Origin of the sequence: Marinobacter metalliresistant, assembly GCF_038098645.1 — a bacterium.
GTDB classification, from domain to species: domain Bacteria; phylum Pseudomonadota; class Gammaproteobacteria; order Pseudomonadales; family Oleiphilaceae; genus Marinobacter; species Marinobacter metalliresistant.
Window position 1 is genome coordinate 3783749 of sequence record NZ_CP101118.1, and the last position, 16941, is coordinate 3800689.

General features: G+C 57.0%; 19 protein-coding genes and 1 other RNA gene. 17 read left to right on the top strand and 3 right to left on the bottom strand.

Annotation, left to right across the window (positions count from 1 at the left end):
• Window positions 1–6 precede the first annotated feature (6 nt).
• From NLK58_RS17660 to NLK58_RS17715, 12 genes are all read left to right on the top strand, one after another.
• Window positions 7–1557 (top strand): 2-isopropylmalate synthase, encoded by a 1551-nt coding sequence (locus NLK58_RS17660; protein ID WP_117619603.1) that lies wholly within the window; start codon window positions 7–9, stop codon window positions 1555–1557.
• Between the two features lie 36 nt (window positions 1558–1593).
• Window positions 1594–2406, top strand: a complete 813-nt coding sequence (locus NLK58_RS17665) for a 2-isopropylmalate synthase (RefSeq protein WP_117619604.1) — start codon at window positions 1594–1596, stop codon at window positions 2404–2406.
• Entirely contained in the window at window positions 2406–2891 is a 486-nt protein-coding gene (rimI, locus tag NLK58_RS17670; RefSeq protein WP_117619605.1) for a ribosomal protein S18-alanine N-acetyltransferase, read from the top strand. The genes NLK58_RS17665 and rimI overlap by 1 nt, the downstream gene beginning before the upstream one ends.
• Before the next feature lie 88 nt (window positions 2892–2979).
• Window positions 2980–4560 carry a peptide chain release factor 3 gene (prfC, locus tag NLK58_RS17675; RefSeq protein ID WP_341581396.1) on the top strand — a complete coding sequence of 527 codons (1581 nt, stop codon included), beginning with the start codon at window positions 2980–2982 and terminating at the stop codon, window positions 4558–4560.
• 22 nt (window positions 4561–4582) lie between these two features.
• Window positions 4583–5368, top strand: a complete 786-nt coding sequence (locus tag NLK58_RS17680; protein WP_117619607.1) for a TatD family hydrolase — start codon at window positions 4583–4585, stop codon at window positions 5366–5368.
• 200 nt (window positions 5369–5568) lie between these two features.
• Window positions 5569–5997 carry a 50S ribosomal protein L13 gene (rplM, locus tag NLK58_RS17685; RefSeq protein WP_341581397.1) on the top strand — a complete coding sequence of 143 codons (429 nt, stop codon included), beginning with the start codon at window positions 5569–5571 and terminating at the stop codon, window positions 5995–5997.
• 12 nt (window positions 5998–6009) lie between these two features.
• Window positions 6010–6402 (top strand): 30S ribosomal protein S9, encoded by a 393-nt coding sequence (rpsI, locus tag NLK58_RS17690; RefSeq protein WP_117619609.1) that lies wholly within the window; start codon window positions 6010–6012, stop codon window positions 6400–6402.
• Between the two features lie 242 nt (window positions 6403–6644).
• Window positions 6645–7241, top strand: a complete 597-nt coding sequence (gene petA / locus NLK58_RS17695; RefSeq protein WP_341581398.1) for a ubiquinol-cytochrome c reductase iron-sulfur subunit — start codon at window positions 6645–6647, stop codon at window positions 7239–7241.
• Window positions 7241–8473 (top strand): cytochrome bc complex cytochrome b subunit, encoded by a 1233-nt coding sequence (locus NLK58_RS17700; protein ID WP_341581399.1) that lies wholly within the window; start codon window positions 7241–7243, stop codon window positions 8471–8473. Before petA ends, NLK58_RS17700 begins: the two co-directional genes overlap by 1 nt.
• Complete coding sequence (locus tag NLK58_RS17705) at window positions 8473–9228, top strand: cytochrome c1 (RefSeq protein ID WP_117619612.1); 756 nt, start codon at window positions 8473–8475, stop codon at window positions 9226–9228. The genes NLK58_RS17700 and NLK58_RS17705 overlap by 1 nt, the downstream gene beginning before the upstream one ends.
• 109 nt (window positions 9229–9337) lie before the next feature.
• Entirely contained in the window at window positions 9338–9967 is a 630-nt protein-coding gene (locus NLK58_RS17710; RefSeq protein WP_117619613.1) for a glutathione S-transferase N-terminal domain-containing protein, read from the top strand.
• Between the two features lie 59 nt (window positions 9968–10026).
• Window positions 10027–10443: a ClpXP protease specificity-enhancing factor gene (locus tag NLK58_RS17715; protein WP_227539560.1), complete on the top strand. Its 417-nt coding sequence runs from the start codon at window positions 10027–10029 to the stop codon at window positions 10441–10443.
• Window positions 10444–10484: 41 nt separating this feature from the next.
• On the opposite strand, the gene NLK58_RS17720 is transcribed toward NLK58_RS17715, so the two are convergent.
• From NLK58_RS17720 to NLK58_RS17730, 3 genes are read right to left on the bottom strand one after another with little or no spacing between them, the layout of a single operon-like run.
• Window positions 10485–11075, bottom strand: a complete 591-nt coding sequence (locus NLK58_RS17720) for an SIS domain-containing protein (protein WP_117620441.1) — start codon at window positions 11073–11075, stop codon at window positions 10485–10487.
• 8 nt (window positions 11076–11083) lie between these two features.
• Window positions 11084–11452, bottom strand: a complete 369-nt coding sequence (locus NLK58_RS17725) for a YraN family protein (protein ID WP_117619615.1) — start codon at window positions 11450–11452, stop codon at window positions 11084–11086.
• Between the two features lie 17 nt (window positions 11453–11469).
• A complete protein-coding gene (locus NLK58_RS17730) occupies window positions 11470–13401 on the bottom strand; it encodes a penicillin-binding protein activator (protein ID WP_341581400.1) in 1932 nt (643 codons plus the stop codon).
• A gap of 75 nt (window positions 13402–13476) precedes the next feature.
• Between NLK58_RS17730 and rsmI the strand changes: the two genes are divergently transcribed.
• The 5 genes from rsmI to ftsL all read left to right on the top strand — a co-directional run bounded on the left by rsmI (window position 13477) and on the right by ftsL (window position 16923).
• Window positions 13477–14373, top strand: coding sequence for a 16S rRNA (cytidine(1402)-2'-O)-methyltransferase (gene rsmI / locus NLK58_RS17735; protein ID WP_117619617.1), 897 nt, complete (start codon window positions 13477–13479; stop codon window positions 14371–14373).
• A gap of 54 nt (window positions 14374–14427) precedes the next feature.
• An RNA gene (gene rnpB / locus NLK58_RS17740) (RNase P RNA component class A) lies at window positions 14428–14778 on the top strand.
• 305 nt (window positions 14779–15083) lie between these two features.
• Window positions 15084–15536 carry a division/cell wall cluster transcriptional repressor MraZ gene (mraZ, locus tag NLK58_RS17745; RefSeq protein ID WP_117619618.1) on the top strand — a complete coding sequence of 151 codons (453 nt, stop codon included), beginning with the start codon at window positions 15084–15086 and terminating at the stop codon, window positions 15534–15536.
• Window positions 15533–16516, top strand: a complete 984-nt coding sequence (gene rsmH / locus NLK58_RS17750) for a 16S rRNA (cytosine(1402)-N(4))-methyltransferase RsmH (RefSeq protein ID WP_117619619.1) — start codon at window positions 15533–15535, stop codon at window positions 16514–16516. The genes mraZ and rsmH overlap by 4 nt, the downstream gene beginning before the upstream one ends.
• A gap of 2 nt (window positions 16517–16518) precedes the next feature.
• Window positions 16519–16923, top strand: coding sequence for a cell division protein FtsL (ftsL, locus tag NLK58_RS17755; RefSeq protein WP_117619620.1), 405 nt, complete (start codon window positions 16519–16521; stop codon window positions 16921–16923).
• The last annotated feature ends 18 nt before the right edge of the window (window positions 16924–16941 follow it).

Genomic DNA, 16941 nt, shown 5'->3' on the forward strand with positions numbered 1-16941 from the left:
GGGCTTATGTCTGCAACTGAGCATTTGGTTATCTTCGATACAACGCTCCGTGATGGTGAGCAAAGCCCCGGCGCCACCATGAACAAGGCGGAGAAGCTCCGTATTGCCAAAGCGCTGGAAAGGCTTCGCGTTGACGTTATAGAGGCGGGTTTTGCCATTGCCAGTCAGGGTGATTTCGAGGCGGTGAAATCAATCGCCGAGTCGATAAAAGACTCAACGGTCTGTAGCCTTGCCCGGGCGCTTGATAATGACATCGACCGTGCCGCCGAGGCGATCAGACCGGCCGAGCGTGGCCGTATTCATACCTTCATTGCCACCTCTCCAATCCACATGAAGCACAAGCTCCAGATGCAGCCAGACGATGTTGTCGGGCAGGCTGTGCGGGCAGTAAAGAGAGCCCGTAGCCACGTGGACGATGTGGAGTTTTCCTGCGAAGACGCCGGCCGTTCCGAGCTTGATTTTCTGTGTCGTATCATTGAGGCGGCGATAGACGCCGGAGCCCGCACCATTAACATCCCGGATACCGTGGGCTATGCGATTCCCGAACAGTTTGGCGAAACCATTCGTCAGCTCCTGAATCGCATTCCCAATGCCGATAAGGCGATTTTCTCGGTGCATTGTCACAACGATCTCGGCCTTGCCGTGGCCAACTCGCTGGCCGCTGTTTCCCAGGGAGCTCGCCAGGTAGAATGCACCATAAATGGTTTGGGTGAGCGTGCCGGTAACGCTGCTTTGGAAGAGGTTGTGATGGCCGTTCGTACCCGTCAGGATCTGTTCCATATCGATACCCGAATCGAGGCACAACATATTGTCCCGGCTTCGCGCCTGGTCTCGACCATCACCGGTTTCCCCGTTCAGCCCAACAAGGCCATTGTCGGCGCCAATGCCTTTGCCCATGAGTCCGGCATTCATCAGGATGGTGTTCTCAAGCATCGTGAGACCTATGAAATCATGCGTGCCCAGGATGTGGGCTGGCACACCAACAGTCTGGTATTGGGTAAGCATTCCGGCCGAAATGCCTTCCGCACGCGGTTACTTGAGCTGGGTATCCAGTTCGAAACCGAGACAGAGCTGAATGAGGCGTTCACGCGGTTCAAGGCTCTGGCGGACCTGAAACACGAGATTTTCGATGAAGATCTGCAGGCGATCGCCAGTGATACCCGCCAGAAGGAGGAAGATGGCCGTTACGGTCTGGTCTGTATGCAGGTCTGTTCGGAAACCGGCGTGGTTCCCAAGGCAAATCTCACACTGACGATGGATGGCAAAGAGCACAAGGTGGAAGCCGAAGGCAGCGGCCCTGTAGATGCCACGTTCAAGGCCATTGAGTCCCTGGTGGACTCCGGATGCAACCTCCAGCTTTATTCCGTCAACAATATCACCAGTGGTACCGACGCCCAGGGCGAGGTAACGGTGCGTCTTGAGCGGGGCGGTCGGATCGTTAACGGCGTTGGGGCCGATACCGATATCATCATCGCTTCTGCAAAGGCCTACATTGAAGCCCTTAATCTGATCAGCAAAGGCGGCATTCGGCAACATCCACAGGTAGCGGATGTCTGAAGTTTTACAACTGCTTGGAAACCACAGGCGAGCTCAATGATTAGGTCAGAAGCAGAGCGCCAGTTCTATCTGGGAGCGGCAGGCATCCGTGTATGGTATGCCCGCCAGCCACTGCCTGGTGCGGCGCCGAGTCCGGAATTTGAATTCCCGGAAGAGGCAGCTGTTGCGGAGGTTCCGCTGGAAATTTCCGAGCCTGCCTCTCGCCCGTGCGGGGTTTCCGGAAAAACGGCCCGGTCAGTGCCGTCGGTCAGGAACCGCAATCAGGGTGCCGCACGAATTGCCGATCTGCAGGCGTTGATGGAGGGCGGTACCGGGGCTTTGGAGAAGCCTGCGTCTGAGTCTCCGGAACAGGAATCTCCGGTGGGTGCGGACCAGAATTCGCCGCAACCAGAGCCTGCAGGTGAGGTTGTCGCAGGAGTTCCGGAGAACCCGGTCAGAAATATAAGCCTGATGCTCCTGGCCGGCGATAATGTTGCCCTCATAGCAGCCATATCGGCCGAAGCCAGTACCCGGCTCCAGGAAACCCTGGCGCTGAACATTCTCAAGAGTCTGGGCGAACAGGGGGGGCGGGTTTTGGGCCACGTGCGCTGGCCCGTGTTCAATAATCTTCTGGTTCCCGGAAATTCTACCGGTGACCTTGTTGAGGTGATGCGCAATGTCCTGTCCGGGCTGGATCACCAGAAAGTTGTTGTGCTGGGAACCGAGGCCGAGACCGGAAAAGATTGGCTGGCAGAAGCCCTGGGGCGCGATATAACGGTTAATTTCCAGCACTCTCTCGCTGAACTTGCCGGCGATCCCGCTATGAAGCGTTCGCTCTGGCATCAGCTCAAGGCTATGGCAGGCCGCTGATGCCCTGTCCGGAGCCTTACCAGTGCGTGATGGAGGCAGACCTTCTGTTTCGGCCGCTGGTGCCAGAGGACATCACCGCGGTATTGGATATTGAGCTGCAGGGTTATTCTTATCCGTGGAGCGAAGCGGTATTCCTCGACTGTTTCAAGGACAGTTATCGCTTCTGGGCAGCCTGTCAGGGCGAATCGCTTGTGGGATACGCGGTTGTCACCTACGTGGTCGGCGAGGCGCACCTCCTGAATATTTGCATGCACCCCCGAGTTCGTGGCAAGGGAGTCGGCCGACAGCTTCTGAGGCATGTGCTCGCTGCCGCGTCCCATGAAGGCATGTCACAGCTTTTACTGGAAGTGCGAGCCAGCAACAAAGCTGCCATAGCGCTCTATGAAGATGAGGGTTTCAGGGAAATAGGGCGTCGCCCCGGGTACTACCCTTCAGCCAATGGCCGGGAGGATGCCCGGGTGATGGTTCTTGGCCTCGGCCAGTGACCGGCATTGCTTGTGTTCGCGTAACAGCTGGTTAGGCCCTATAATAGCGGCCTTTTCCAGAACATCAGATTCAGGTTGCTCTCCGACTATGTCTAACCTTTCCCAGGAAGTGGCCAAGCGCCGCACCTTCGCGATTATCTCGCACCCGGACGCCGGTAAAACCACCATTACCGAGAAGGTCCTGTTATTCGGCCAGGCGATTCAGAAGGCCGGTACCGTCAAAGGAAAGAAGTCCGGCCAGCATGCCAAGTCGGACTGGATGGAAATGGAGAAAGAGCGTGGTATTTCCGTGACCACATCGGTCATGCAGTTTCCCTATGGTGGCAAGCTGGTGAACCTGCTGGATACGCCGGGTCATGAGGATTTTTCCGAAGATACGTATCGTACCCTGACGGCGGTCGATTCCTGCCTGATGGTGATCGACAGTGCCAAGGGCGTTGAGGAACGGACCATCAAGCTGATGGAAGTCACGCGTTTGCGTGACACCCCCATTATTACCTTCATGAACAAGCTGGACCGGGATACCCGGGATCCGGTGGAGTTGATGGACGAAGTTGAGGATATTCTGAAAATTGCCTGCGCGCCAATTACCTGGCCGATCGGAATGGGCAAGAGCTTCAAGGGCGTTTACCACCTGCTCCGGGATGAGGTGATTCTTTATCAATCCGGTCAGGGCCACACCATTCAGGAAAAACGGGTTATCGCAGGGCTGGATAACCCGGAGCTGGAACAGGCGGTTGGGGCATACGCCGAAGACTTGCGGGATGAAATCGAGCTGGTCAAGGGCGCTTCCCATCAATTTGATCAGGAAGCCTTTCTCGCAGGTGAGCTGACACCGGTATTCTTTGGTACCGCTTTGGGCAACTTCGGCGTCGACCACATGCTGGACGGTTTGGTGGAGTGGGCGCCGGAGCCGCAGCCCCGGGAAACCGACCAGAGGCTGGTGCAGCCGGCCGAAGACGGGTTTTCGGGATTTGTGTTCAAGATCCAGGCAAACATGGATCCCCAGCACCGAGACCGTGTGGCGTTCCTCCGCATCGTATCCGGTAACTACAGTCAGGGTATGAAGGCCCGTCATGTGCGCATCGGCAAAGAGGTGCGTTTTTCCGACGCACTGACTTTTATGGCCGGTGATCGGGAACACGCCGAAGAGGCCTTTGCGGGCGACATTATTGGCCTGCACAATCACGGCACCATTCAGCTGGGTGATACGTTCACCGCCGGCGAAGACATGAAATTTACCGGGATTCCGAATTTCGCTCCGGAACTGTTCCGCCGTATCCGACTCAAGGATCCGCTCAAGGCCAAGCAGCTCCAGAAGGGCCTGATACAGCTGTCCGAGGAGGGCGCCGTTCAGGTCTTCAGGCCGCTCCGTAACAACGATCTTATTGTGGGTGCGGTAGGTGTGTTGCAGTTTGATGTGGTGGTCAGTCGTCTGAAAAGCGAATACAAGGTCGAGGCCGTCTATGAGCCGATTAATGTGGCCACTGCCCGCTGGGTGACCTGCAATGACGAGCGAAAACTCGATGAGTTCCAGCGCAAGAACAACGACAACCTGGCGCTCGATGGCAGCGACCGGCTGGCCTATATTGCCCCGACCATGGTAAACCTGAATCTGGCCCAAGAACGGTACCCCGACATACAGTTCCACAAGACCCGGGAGCACTGAAGGCGCCTGGGCGGAGGTGACTTTGCAACTGATCGACGCCCACTGCCATTTCGATTTTCCACAGTTTGACGGCCGTCGCGAGACGGAGCTTGAGCGGGCTCGCTCCCGCGGTGTCAGTCGTTTGGTCATACCTGGTGTGCGCCGACCGGACTGGGGCAGGGTTCGGCGAACAGCGCTGGCCCATGAGGGTCTGTTTTACTGTCTGGGGATTCACCCGTGGTTTGTGGATGAGCATTCCGGGCAAGACCTCGTTGCGCTTGAGCAGTTGCTGGCGAGTAAGCCCGAGCGTTGTGTCGCAATCGGCGAGTGCGGGCTGGACCGGCTCAGGGGAAGCCTTGAGGCTCAATGGCCCTGGTTTGAGGCTCAGGTGAGTCTGGCGTCCGAACTGAATATGCCGCTGGTTATTCACTCGGTTAAAACCCATGATGAGGTGCACGGCCTGCTCAATCGCAGGCAGTGGAGTGGTCGGGCCTTGATTCACGGTTTTTCCGGAAGCTTTCAGCAGGCGGAAAAGCTGGTCGATCTGGGCTGTTTCATAGGGGTTGGCGGAGTGATTACCCATCCCCGGGCGCGCAAGACCCGCGATGCCATTGCAAGGCTGCCAACTGAATCCCTGGTGCTCGAGACAGACGCACCGGATATGGCACCTGAAGGCGTCCGGCCGGGGCGGAATTCTCCGGTCTATCTGCCGCAAATTCTGGACATTCTGGCAGAAATCCGGGGGGTGGAACCGGAAGCGCTGGCGCTGGCGCTAAAGGGTAATGTGTCGAGATTATACGGGTGGCCCGCTGCCGGTATAGGGGAATAACGAAACAGCGCGAGACAGGGTTGGATTTCCCGGGTGGTTCGAGTATACTTCGCGCCCTGGCTTTTCAAGGCGATGTCACTATCTCAGCCCCGAATAGTGTCACTGCCGACCAACTAACAGGTATAGAGACCCCTCCGGATGCAAAGCATTTACCGGTGGTGGTTTTTAACGTTTCTTATATAGCGTTCAAGGCGGAATCAATGAAGACTCTGAGTGCGAAACCAGAAACAGTAAAGCGTGACTGGTACGTTGTAGACGCAGCCGGCAAGACGCTGGGTCGTCTGTCAACCGAAATCGCCCGTCGTCTGCGGGGCAAGCATAAGCCTGAGTACACCCCCCATGTAGACACTGGCGATTACATTGTTGTGATCAATGCGGGCCAGGTGCGGGTGACTGGCAACAAGGCATTTGACAAGATGTACTATAGTCACACCGGCTTTCCGGGTGGAATCAAGTCCATCAACTTCGAGAAGCTGGTCGACAAGGCGCCCGAGCAAATTATTCAGAAGTCTGTCAAAGGCATGCTTCCGAAGGGTCCGCTCGGCCGCGCCATGTTCAAGAAGCTGAAAATCTATGCCGGCGCTGAGCATCCTCACGCAGCCCAGCAGCCCAAAGAACTCGACATTTAACGGAAGGCGGATATGTCTGTAGCACAAAATTACGGTACTGGTCGCCGCAAGACATCCACGGCTCGAGTCTTTATCAAGCCGGGAAGCGGTAATATTTCCATCAATGGTCGCTCTATCGAAGATTTCTTCGGTCGTGAGACTCTGCGCATGATCGTTCGTCAGCCGCTTGTGGTTGCTGAATCTACCGATCGTTTCGATCTCAACATCACCGTTAAGGGTGGTGGTATCAGTGGCCAGGCTGGCGCGATTCGCCACGGCCTAACCCGGGCACTGATGGATTATGATGAAACTCTGCGCCCAGCTCTGCGCAAAGCGGGTTATGTTACCCGTGACGCCCGTGAAGTTGAGCGTAAGAAAGTGGGTCTGCGCAAGGCGCGTAAGCGTCCTCAGTACTCCAAGCGTTAATATTGCTGGAGCAGATCCTGAAAAACCCGGCCCCTTCGGTCGGGTTTTTTTATGTTCGGATGATTTGCCAGCAAATTGATCTGGAGCAGGGATAAGGCGCCAGTCGTGGCTTTCCGACTTGTAAGCCCCTGGTAATTTCATTACCATTTGTTCGCTTATATTTTTGGGTTGTGAAGTCCTTTTAGATGCACATTGCCGGCGGAATTGCCGGCTGTGACATCGCCTGATGGGAGAAAACCATAATGAGTAATGGCGACGTAAGCCAAGGCCGGCGCCGGTTTCTGATCGGTGCTACGTCTGTGGTGGGTGGTGTCGGCGTCGTCGGTGCGGCCGTTCCTTTCGTGGCATCCTGGAATCCCAGTGCCAAAGCGGAAGCAGCAGGTGCACCGGTAACCGTCAATGTCAATAAGGTTGAACCGGGTCAGCAGATTACCGTCGAGTGGCGGGGTAAGCCGGTCTGGGTTATCCGCCGAACAGAGGAAATGCTTACAAATATCAAAAAGCAGACCGACCGGCTGCGGGATCCGAATTCGGAAGAGCCCCAGCAGCCTGAGTATATCACGGATGGCACTTTCCGCTCCCTGAAGCCGGAAATTGCCGTGATGGTTGCTATCTGCACTCATCTCGGTTGTGTTCCAGCGTATCGTCCGGAAATCGCGCCGGCCGATCTGGGCGAGAAATGGCTGGGTGGCCTGTTCTGCCCCTGCCACGGGTCCCGCTACGACATGGCGGGCCGGGTTTACCTGTCGCAGCCTGCCCCCCTTAACCTCGAGATTCCGCCTTATCGCTTCGACGATGACGCGACCGTCACGATTGGTCTTGATCCGGAGGCAGCGTAATGCAAAAGCTGATTAGTTGGGTAGACGAGCGTCTGCCAATTGTTGACGCCTGGAACAAACACCTTGCCAAGTATTACGCGCCGAAAAACTTTAATGCGTGGTACTTCTTTGGTTCCCTGGCCATGTTGGTGCTGGTCAACCAGTTGGTTACCGGTATCTGGCTGACCATGAGCTACAACCCGACCTCGGAAGGTGCGTTCGCCTCCGTCGAGTACATCATGCGGGATGTTGAGTGGGGGTGGCTGCTTCGCTATCTGCACTCCACCGGTGCGTCCGCGTTCTTCATTGTGGTGTATCTCCACATGTTCCGGGGCCTGATGTATGGCTCATACCAAAAGCCCCGTGAATTGATCTGGCTGTTTGGCATGCTGATCTATTTGGCGCTGATGGCTGAGGCTTTCATGGGTTATCTGCTGCCCTGGGGGCAGATGTCCTACTGGGGCGCTCAGGTTATCGTTAACCTGTTCGGCGCGATTCCGGTGATCGGTGACGACCTGTCCCTGTGGGTTCGCGGAGATTACCTGATTTCCGGCATAACGCTTAACCGCTTCTTTGCACTGCACGTGGTTGCCTTGCCGATCGTACTGCTGGCTCTTGTGGTGCTGCATATACTGGCGCTGCACGAAGTCGGATCGAATAACCCCGACGGTATCGAAATCAAGAAGAACAAGGACGAGAACGGCATTCCTAAAGACGGCATTCCGTTTCACCCTTACTATTCGGTCCATGACCTGCTCGGCGTGGCGGTCTTCTTCTTCATCTTCTTTGTCGTAGTCTTCTATTTTCCGGAAGTGGGTGGCCTGTTCCTGGAGAAGCCAAACTTTGAGCCCGCCAATCCGCTCAAGACTCCTGCGCATATCGCTCCTGTGTGGTACTTCACGCCGTTCTACGCCATGCTGCGTGCGGTCACCATGGAGTTGTTCGGTTTGCCGGCGAAGTTCTGGGGTGTGGTTGTGATGGGTGGCGCCATTGCGATTCTGTTTGTCCTGCCGTGGCTTGACAGGAGCCCGGTTCGCTCCATCCGTTACAAGGGCTGGCTGAGCAAGATTGCGCTTGCGGCTTTTGCAGTGAGCTTCGTTGTGCTCGGCTACCTTGGGCTGGTGCCGGCGACCGAGGGGCGCACGATGGTCGCCCAGATTCTGACGGCGGTATACTTCCTCTATTTCATTCTGATGCCGTTCTACACGCGCATTGAGAAAACCAAGCCAGTTCCAGAGAGGGTGACAGGATAATGAGAAAGCTGATCTTTGGTCTTTTCATCGCATTCCTGCCGGCCTTGGGGCTGGCAGCCGGAGGTGCTGCGTCTCTCGACGCGTTTGAGTCAGATCACTCTGATAAGGCGTCTCTGCAGCGTGGTGTAGCTACATTCACCAACTACTGCATGGGGTGTCATTCCATGGAATACGCCCGCTACAAGCGAGTGGCCGACGATCTGGAGATCCCGGCTGAGCTTTATGAGGCGAATCTGATCTTCACTGGCGCCAAAATCGGTGAGCTGATGAAAAACTCCATGAACAAGGACATGGCCGCCGACTGGTTTGGTGCGCCGCCGCCTGACCTGACCCTGGAAACCCGTCTGCGTGGTGAAGCCTGGGTCTATTCCTACCTGCGTGGTTTCTATAAGGACGAGACGCGTCCGTTCGGCGTAAATAATGTCGTGTTCCCCTTGGTGGGTATGCCACATGCGCTGGTTGGGCTTCAGGGGCTTTGCGCTGTAGAGCCGCACATCGGTGTTGAGGCCAGTGTCGAGCCGCTTAGTGGCAGCATCAATAACGCCGATGTCTGTCCTGAGTACGCGATTGAGGGCAGCATGACAGGCGCCGAGTTTGACCAGGCCATGTACGACCTGACCAACTTCATGTCCTACATGGCCGATCCGGTCAAGCTGGAGCGTGAGCGCCTGGGGATTTTTGTCCTGATCTTTGTCGCCATCTTCTTTGTGTTCGCTTACCTGCTCAATCGTGAGTACTGGAAGGACGTACACTGAGAAATAGGGTATAATCCCGTCCCCTGAGTTCCAGCGGGCAATAACCGGCCCGCTGGATTTTTGCGTTTTTTCAGGATCATTTCGGTTTGTTTACTCGTGAGGTAGTTCTATGGGCGTTGTGACCAAGCGGTCATCAATGACGTTTTTCTCGGATCCGGCCAGTCATTACAGTCACAGGGTGCGTATTGTTCTGGCAGAGAAGGGTGTTACCGTTGATATCGTTAATGTGGACCCGGACAATCCGCCGGCCGAACTGGCCGATCTGAACCCATACAACGCCCTGCCGACGCTGGTGGATCGTGATCTGGTGCTTTATGAGCCCAATATCATGATGGAGTACCTCGACGAGCGTTTTCCTCACCCGCCGTTATTGCCGGTTTATCCGGTCGCCCGAGCCAACAGCCGGCTGATGATCCATCGTATCCAGAAAGACTGGTGTGGTCTGGTTGACCGGATTCTGGCCCAGCCAAACGCCAAAGCTTCCGAGACGGCGCGTAAAGAGCTGCGGGAAAGCCTGCTGGCAACGGCACCGCTGTTCGGTGAAATGCCTTTCTTTCTGTCCGAAGAGTTCACTATTGTGGATTGCTGCATTGCGCCGATTCTATGGCGTCTCCCGACACTAGGTATCGACCTCGACGAAAAACAGGCCAAGCCGCTGCAGAAATACATGGACAGCATTTTCAGCCGGGAGGGTTTCAAAGCAAGCCTGTCTGATCTGGAAGAAGACATTCGCAGCTGATTTGGAAACGTTCCGCTGGCCGGAGCAGGAGAGTGGCAGTGGCTGAGAGCAAAAACACCATGACGTCCAGCCGTCCGTACCTGGTACGTGCTTTCAATGAGTGGATTCTGGACAATGACTGTACGCCCTACATTGTGGTGGATGCAGGCATTCAGGGTGTGCAGGTGCCGACCGAGCATGTGGCAAACGGGCAGATTGTTCTGAATATAAGCCCGGGCGCCGTTCGTGGCCTGGTCATCGGTAATGGTGCGCTGGAGTTCAGTGCCCGCTTCGGCGGTGTGCCCATGCAGGTGTTCATACCTCTGCAGGCGGTTATGGCGGTCTACGCGAAGGAGAATGGTGAAGGCATGGTGTTCGGCAGTGAGCCGGGCTCACCGGATCCTGATGGCACTACCCGCGAGCGCGACGGAGACCAGTCTCCTTCCGGGCAGGAGGATCGGCCCTCAGGAAGGCCGACGCTCAAGGTCGTTAAGTAGCCGTTTTTCCCGTTCCAGAAAGCCAGCGCAAGCTGGCTTTTTTATCCTCCGAAAAGCTTGCCGTCGATCAGCCCGCACAGCGCATTAATGATTAACAGTAGCAGGGGTGTTGCCTCGGTTGGGCTCAGGTTGTTGAGCGCGATCTCGTGGTCTTCGGGATGCATGAGGGAGGTAATGTCGGACTTCTCCCTGGCGCTGAGAACAACAACGCTCATTTCCCGGTCGTGGGCGGCCTGGATGGCCTGAATGAGGTTGGCTTTGTGGCCATCGTCAACGATCACAAAAAGCAGGTCTCCGGGCTTGCCGATTGCTCTGACCTGCCGCGAGAAGGTGTCGTTGAACCGGTTGTCCCGACAGATAGCTGAGTAGGTAGTAGCGTCTGCCCCGAGGTTGATGGCCGGTAGCGCGGGCCTGTCCTGTTCAAATCTGTTCAGGAGTGAGGTGCAGAAGTACTGGGCCAGTATATTGGCGTTACCATTGGCGCAGGTGATGATTTTTCCGTCCTGGAGCAGGGTGGCTACGAAGGCGTCTGCAACATCCTCAATGGCGGGGCCTGCGGTGCTTGCCGCCTGAGCCGTGTGCTCCATGTGGCTTGCGAACCACTGATTGATCTGGTGTTCCGTATCGGTCATCGTCAGTATCACCATCCTGCCAGAATTGCATTCCTGATCCATTGTACCCGGTATTTTTTGACGGTACCCGGGCTGATCGCAACCACGTCAATTCGTGAGACGCTATTCCAGAGCCCATGCCTGTGCAGATAAAACGAAACCGCCTTTATCAGTCGCTTCTGTTTTGGGTAATTGATGGAGCTTGCGGGGTCGACGAGGCTGCCGGGCCCCCGGTACCGGACTTCAAAGAAGACCAGCGTTTCGCCATCCCGGCCGATCAGATCTATCTCACCGCCGCGATTATAAACGTTACGTTCAACAATCCGGACACCGCGACTGGCAAGGTAGCGAGCCGCAACGCCTTCGAAGTGATTTCCCTGGGCTTTTGTGCCATCCATGGCGATTGAATTGTTCCTTAATTCTGTCTGGTGACCGGCATTGCCACATTTCGGGAAGAGGTGTCGGAGACTCCGGGCGTGAGCTTCGGCAGAAGTTCCGGCGTTCCGTTCCGGAATTGTGCCCATAGCTGTTCCCGGTGGATGCTGCCGTACGGTGTCATGGTCAGGACGCCGGTCTGCCCCGCAATCGAGGCGCTGTCGACCTGCCTGAGCAGTGGTAGCCGTTTGCTAAGGTGCCAGGCGTCTGCGCCCATGGCAAACAGTCGGCCTTGCTGGCCTCGGGTGCCTGACATGATCTCCGTGGCCCCTGCGCGAAGTTCGCTATCGTCCCCGAGAACCCAGGGAATATCGGTGAAAATAACCCCGTTCAGGTCACGGTCCCGGGAAGGCGATGGGGTGCCTTCGTAGATGATGGAGGGCGAATAAACGGGCAGGTCGCCCCCGAAATAGAAGGCAAACAGCGGCTTGAACTGGCGCGCGACCGTGGCCTCTGCCACCATGACGATGGCGTCCGCATCCTGACGACGGCGGGGCTCGAATTCAACGTTTATACCAATGGTGCGTTCGACCTGGATGGCCCGGTCACGGGATACGGTAATGCCAAGCAGGTCGGCTGTCACGGCCCTGAGATTGTCTTCCCTGAAGAAGCGTTCGATATCCAGGGCAACACCATCAGAGGCGGCGATCCGCTGCAGGAGCGCTTGTTCCACGCGGTCGCCCCACTCGCCTTGGGGAATAAGTACCAACACCTGACGCAGCCCTTCGGCCAACAGTCTGTCGGCTATCTGGCGCGCTTCATCTTCGGCTGACAGGCCAAACTGGTAGAGGCCGTCCGGTGCCTGGGTGCCGGATGGCAGGTAATTCAGTCCCAGAGCCGGTATCGGAAGAGTGTTCATGGAACCAAGTCCGGCGAGGGCCTCTTTCTCAAGAGGGCCGACCACCAGATCAATGTCCTGTTCTGAAAGCTCGCGATACAGTTCGCTGAACGGTGTTGCGGAGGTGTCAAAGATCCGGATATCGGTTTTACTGCGATTAGCGGAGTCGTCCAGGTAGTAGGCGGCAAGAAAACCGTCCCGAATCGCTTTCCCTGCTGTTGCCAGCGGGCCTTTAAGGGGCAGCGCCAGAGCGATTTTCTCGGGTCGGCTGTCGGCAAGTGTCGCGATCAGCCGCAGGTCGGACGGCAGCACCTGCGCGGCGGGATGGCCCGGCCAGTTGTTCTGCCAGCCGCGTATGATCCGACCCTGTTCATCGATGCCGATATCGGGTGCTCGTACAATCCTTGCCAGCTCCAGCCAGCCTTGGGCCTCATAGCCGATTGCATCCGCTGAGGCGGAATCCAGCTGGCCATCAGGTACTTGCTCCAGAAATGACCAGACCCGGTCATGAATTTGCTGTGCATCGGCAGTATTGTCGGTCTGGGCCAGCAATATGAGGGTCATGGCCGCGGACAACGGGTTTTCTGCAAGTGCGAAGGTGTCGGCTTGCAGATTTGCTGCCCGCGCCATCAGGTCTGCCGGGTAGTCGATGAAATCCGAAGGTGACATCCCACTGGCAAGTTCTTTTGCCCAGGATTTATCGGCAAGCGCCGTTGCGCTTGCCATGGACAGGAGCAGTTTCTGGTTTTCAAGTGCCGGTGCAGCTTGCGCCAGCCGCTCACTTTGGAGTAGCGTTCGGGCTGCCGCGTGGTCGCCCTGATCCTGGAACCGGCTGGCAATTCTGAGCAGGTAGGCCTGGGCCGTCTCGAGGTTGTCTTCCCTGCTGGCCATTTCAAGGGCCTGATCGGCAGTTTGCGCAATGTGCGAATCAAGATTGACGCTGGCACAACCGGCGGAAAAAAGGGCGGCGGCAAGAACGCTGGCCAGGGCTCGTTTATGGATGCGGGTCTCTATCATGGCAAGCTCGATATACTCCGGATTATTGGGCTTGTGGCGCCAGACTAACGGTGGCAAGTTTAACAGCTCCGGGCTGAATTCACATGACGTAACTGTCACGGTCCGGGGGTTCCCATCAATGAGGCAGGCACTTTGAAAAATGTGGTCAGTGATTTCCCCTCTGGGGTGAGCCGGGAAGGTGCTTCAGGCGGAACGCTTTTTATTGTTGCTACGCCGATTGGTAATCTGGACGATATGTCTCCGCGCGCAACCAGGGTCCTGGCCGGTGTTGATGTGGTAGCCGCTGAGGATACAAGGCACAGTGGCCGGCTGCTGAATCATCTGGGCATTCAGAAGCGGCTGGTTGCGCTGCACGATCACAACGAAAAAGACCGTGCTGCCAGCTTGCTGGCGGAACTTGAAGCGGGGCGGGATGTGGCCCTGATTTCCGATGCCGGCACTCCGCTGATCTCCGATCCGGGCTATGTTCTGGTCCGTGAGGCCAGAGCCGCCGGATTCGTGGTCAGTCCCATTCCGGGTGCCTGTGCTCTGGTGACCGCGTTGAGTGCCGCCGGGTTGCCCACAGACCGGTTCCTGTTTGTGGGATTTCTTCCCGCAAAGCGTTCCGGCCGCCGCGCGAGTCTTGAGTCTCTCTCCAGTGAAGTTGCGACCCTCGTCTTTTACGAATCGCCCCACCGGATCCTCGAATCCGTGCGGGATATCGCCGAGGTTCTGGGGCCTGACCGGGAGATGGTGCTGGGCCGGGAAATCACCAAGACTTTCGAGACCTTCTATTCAGGCGCGGTGCACGAGGTTCTGGCCGAGCTGGAGCAGGACCCCCATGGCACCCGTGGTGAGTTTGTGGTGATGATCCGTGGTGCCGAACCTCGCGCTGACGATAGCGATGCGGCGACTCTGGATGTTGATCGGGTGCTGAAGGTGCTGCTGGCGGAATTGCCGGTAAAGAAGGTGGCGAAGATGGCCGCCGAATTGACCGGGCTTTCAAGGAACGAGCTTTATCGGCGGGCGCTGGCGCTGAAAGATGGTTGAGTGCCCGTGGCAGTTTCTCTTGCAAGGCTGTAGGCGCAGGAGTATTGTCACGGCCGAGCTCGCCAGACAGTCGCCGCCGGTTTCACCGGGGGAGGAAAGTCCGGGCTCCACAGGGCAAGGTGCCAGGTAACGCCTGGGCGGCGCGAGCCGACGGAAAGTGCAACAGAAAGCAGACCGCCTAAGCGCCTTCGGGCGACGGTAAGGGTGAAACGGTGCGGTAAGAGCGCACCGCGTGGCTGGCAACAGTCCACGGCGATGGTAAACCCCACCTGGAGCAAGACCAAATAGGAATCCAATGGCGTGGCCCGCGCTGGATTCGGGTAGGTTGCTTGAGGCCTGTGGTGACGCAGGCCCTAGATGAATGACTGTCCAAGACAGAACCCGGCTTATCGGCGAGCTCACTTTTTTATTCCCTTCATGTGAAGTCTGTCATTCTCAACAGATGTCTTTTATAGCCAAAAAATCTTAAACCTCACTTGTCTTCTTTAGATCTTTTTGCAGGTGTTTGATTTTACTTCTTTTCTTTTTCGTAATCTCACCATTTCATTGAATCCGGCTCTGTAACCTCTTGTCATAAAAGGAACTTTCCCGCGTGTGGCGCTGTTTGCGGCGCTTGCATTGTGTATTGCGTGTTTCTATAGTGTGCGGAAGTGGGAAAAAGTGGTTTCTAGTGGTTTTTTGTGGATTTCAGGCACCCAGAGACAGTGTGAATGAGTAATTTTCTCGGCAGTCATGCCATCAATATGGATGCGAAGGGTCGCCTGGCGATCCCTGCCAAGGTGCGCGAACAGCTCGCGCAGGCCTGTGGTGGGCGCATTGTATTGACGGCGAATGCCGACGAAGAGCGGTGTCTGCTGGTCTATCCCGAGCCCGAATGGGAAGTTCTGAGGCCCAAGATTGAGGCCCTTCCCAATATGAATAAGGCGGCCCGCCGACTGCAGCGTCTGATCCTGGGTAACGCGGCGCCCATGGAGCTGGACTCAGCCGGGCGCATCCTGATTCCCCCGACCCTGAGAAGCTACGCCCATCTGGAGAAAAAGCTGATGCTGATCGGGCAGGGCAAAAAGTTCGAGTTGTGGAGCGAAGAGCGCTGGTTTGCCTGGCTGGATGAGTCCTCCGATGACGATGACATGCCGCCCGAGATGGAGGCGCTGTCGCTATGACCTCCGATCGCAGGCAGGAAGCCGGAGCGTCTTATTCGCATCGCTCGGTGCTCCTGGATTCGGCGGTCGACTATCTGGTCAACGACCCCGACGGATACTACGTGGATGGCACCTTTGGGCGGGGTGGCCACAGCCGTCTGATTCTTGGGCGTCTGGGTGAGGCGGGCCAGCTGCTGGGTATTGATAAGGACCCCGAAGCAATCAGGGCGGCCCGGGGACTCGAAGCGAAGGACGGCCGCTTCCACTGTTTTCACGGCTCTTTTGCCGAGCTGGACACAGCCGTCACCGGGCAGGGCTGGAAATCGGTGAACGGTGTGTTGCTGGATCTTGGTGTCTCGTCACCCCAGCTTGATGACGCGTCCCGTGGTTTCAGTTTCATGCGCGATGGCCCATTGGATATGCGGATGGATACCGGGCAATCACCGACTGCCGCGCAATGGCTGGCAACGGCAGAAGAAGCTGAAATCGCAGACGTGATCTGGCGGTATGGGGAGGAACGCTTCTCCCGCCGTATTGCCCGGCTCCTGGTTCAGCGTCGGCAGGAAGTGCCTGTTGAGACGACTCGCCAACTGGCGGAACTGGTCAGCGAGGCGGTGCCCAAAAAAGAGAAGCACAAGCACCCGGCCACGCGGACCTTCCAGGCGATCCGGATTTTTATCAACCGGGAGCTGGAAGATCTCGAAATTGGCCTCCGGGCGGCGGTCGATCGGCTGGCAACGGGTGGCCGGCTGGTGGTCATCAGCTTTCATTCGCTGGAAGACCGGCTGGTTAAACGATTTATGCGGGACCTGGCCCGCGGGCCCCAGATGCCCAAAGGTGTACCGGTGACCGCAGACCAGGAAGCGTCGGACTTCCGACTTGTTGGCAAGGCCAATAAGGCCGGTGCTGACGAAGTAAGCGACAATGTACGCGCCCGCAGCGCAGTCATGCGGGTGCTGGAACGCACTGATATCAGAAAAAACTCGCAGGGGAGCGTGTAGTCATGGGCGCGGTAGCCATTGAAGAGCCGGTTAAAACGGCAAAGTTGAACAAGCAGAAAGTCCGGGATGGCGTGGCAACGGCTGTTCGTATTTCACGGCAGGTTTTTGATGCCACACGGCAGGGCAAGGTCCTGGTGTCTCTTGCTCTGGTGGTGGTGCTGGTTGCTTCCTCCATTGGTGTTGTCGTGAGCGCTCATGAGAACCGTGGGCTTTTCAATACCTTGTCGCAGCTTCAGGCGGAGCGGGATCGGTACCAAAGTGAATGGAGTCAGCTTCTGCTTGAACAAAGCGCCCTGAGCGCTCATGGCCGGGTGGAGAATCTGGCGGCAGAGCGTTTCAATATGGTGGTGCCGGGGCGTCAGGACATTGTACTGGTACCTCTGATGTCTCCGGTTGCCAGTCAGTAACCAACGATAACAACATTC

Coding starts and splice junctions, on each gene's coding strand:
- rsmH (WP_117619619.1), top strand. CDS start 15,533: ATGACCTCCGATCGCAGGCAGGAAGCCGGAGCGTCTTATTCGCATCGC.
- rpsI (WP_117619609.1), top strand. CDS start 6,010: ATGTCTGTAGCACAAAATTACGGTACTGGTCGCCGCAAGACATCCACG.
- NLK58_RS17720 (WP_117620441.1), bottom strand. CDS start 11,075: ATGACCGATACGGAACACCAGATCAATCAGTGGTTCGCAAGCCACATG.
- ftsL (WP_117619620.1), top strand. CDS start 16,519: ATGGGCGCGGTAGCCATTGAAGAGCCGGTTAAAACGGCAAAGTTGAAC.
- NLK58_RS17715 (WP_227539560.1), top strand. CDS start 10,027: ATGACGTCCAGCCGTCCGTACCTGGTACGTGCTTTCAATGAGTGGATT.
- petA (WP_341581398.1), top strand. CDS start 6,645: ATGAGTAATGGCGACGTAAGCCAAGGCCGGCGCCGGTTTCTGATCGGT.
- rplM (WP_341581397.1), top strand. CDS start 5,569: ATGAAGACTCTGAGTGCGAAACCAGAAACAGTAAAGCGTGACTGGTAC.
- NLK58_RS17705 (WP_117619612.1), top strand. CDS start 8,473: ATGAGAAAGCTGATCTTTGGTCTTTTCATCGCATTCCTGCCGGCCTTG.
- NLK58_RS17710 (WP_117619613.1), top strand. CDS start 9,338: ATGGGCGTTGTGACCAAGCGGTCATCAATGACGTTTTTCTCGGATCCG.
- mraZ (WP_117619618.1), top strand. CDS start 15,084: ATGAGTAATTTTCTCGGCAGTCATGCCATCAATATGGATGCGAAGGGT.
- NLK58_RS17665 (WP_117619604.1), top strand. CDS start 1,594: ATGATTAGGTCAGAAGCAGAGCGCCAGTTCTATCTGGGAGCGGCAGGC.
- rimI (WP_117619605.1), top strand. CDS start 2,406: ATGCCCTGTCCGGAGCCTTACCAGTGCGTGATGGAGGCAGACCTTCTG.
- NLK58_RS17700 (WP_341581399.1), top strand. CDS start 7,241: ATGCAAAAGCTGATTAGTTGGGTAGACGAGCGTCTGCCAATTGTTGAC.
- prfC (WP_341581396.1), top strand. CDS start 2,980: ATGTCTAACCTTTCCCAGGAAGTGGCCAAGCGCCGCACCTTCGCGATT.
- NLK58_RS17660 (WP_117619603.1), top strand. CDS start 7: ATGTCTGCAACTGAGCATTTGGTTATCTTCGATACAACGCTCCGTGAT.
- NLK58_RS17725 (WP_117619615.1), bottom strand. CDS start 11,452: ATGGATGGCACAAAAGCCCAGGGAAATCACTTCGAAGGCGTTGCGGCT.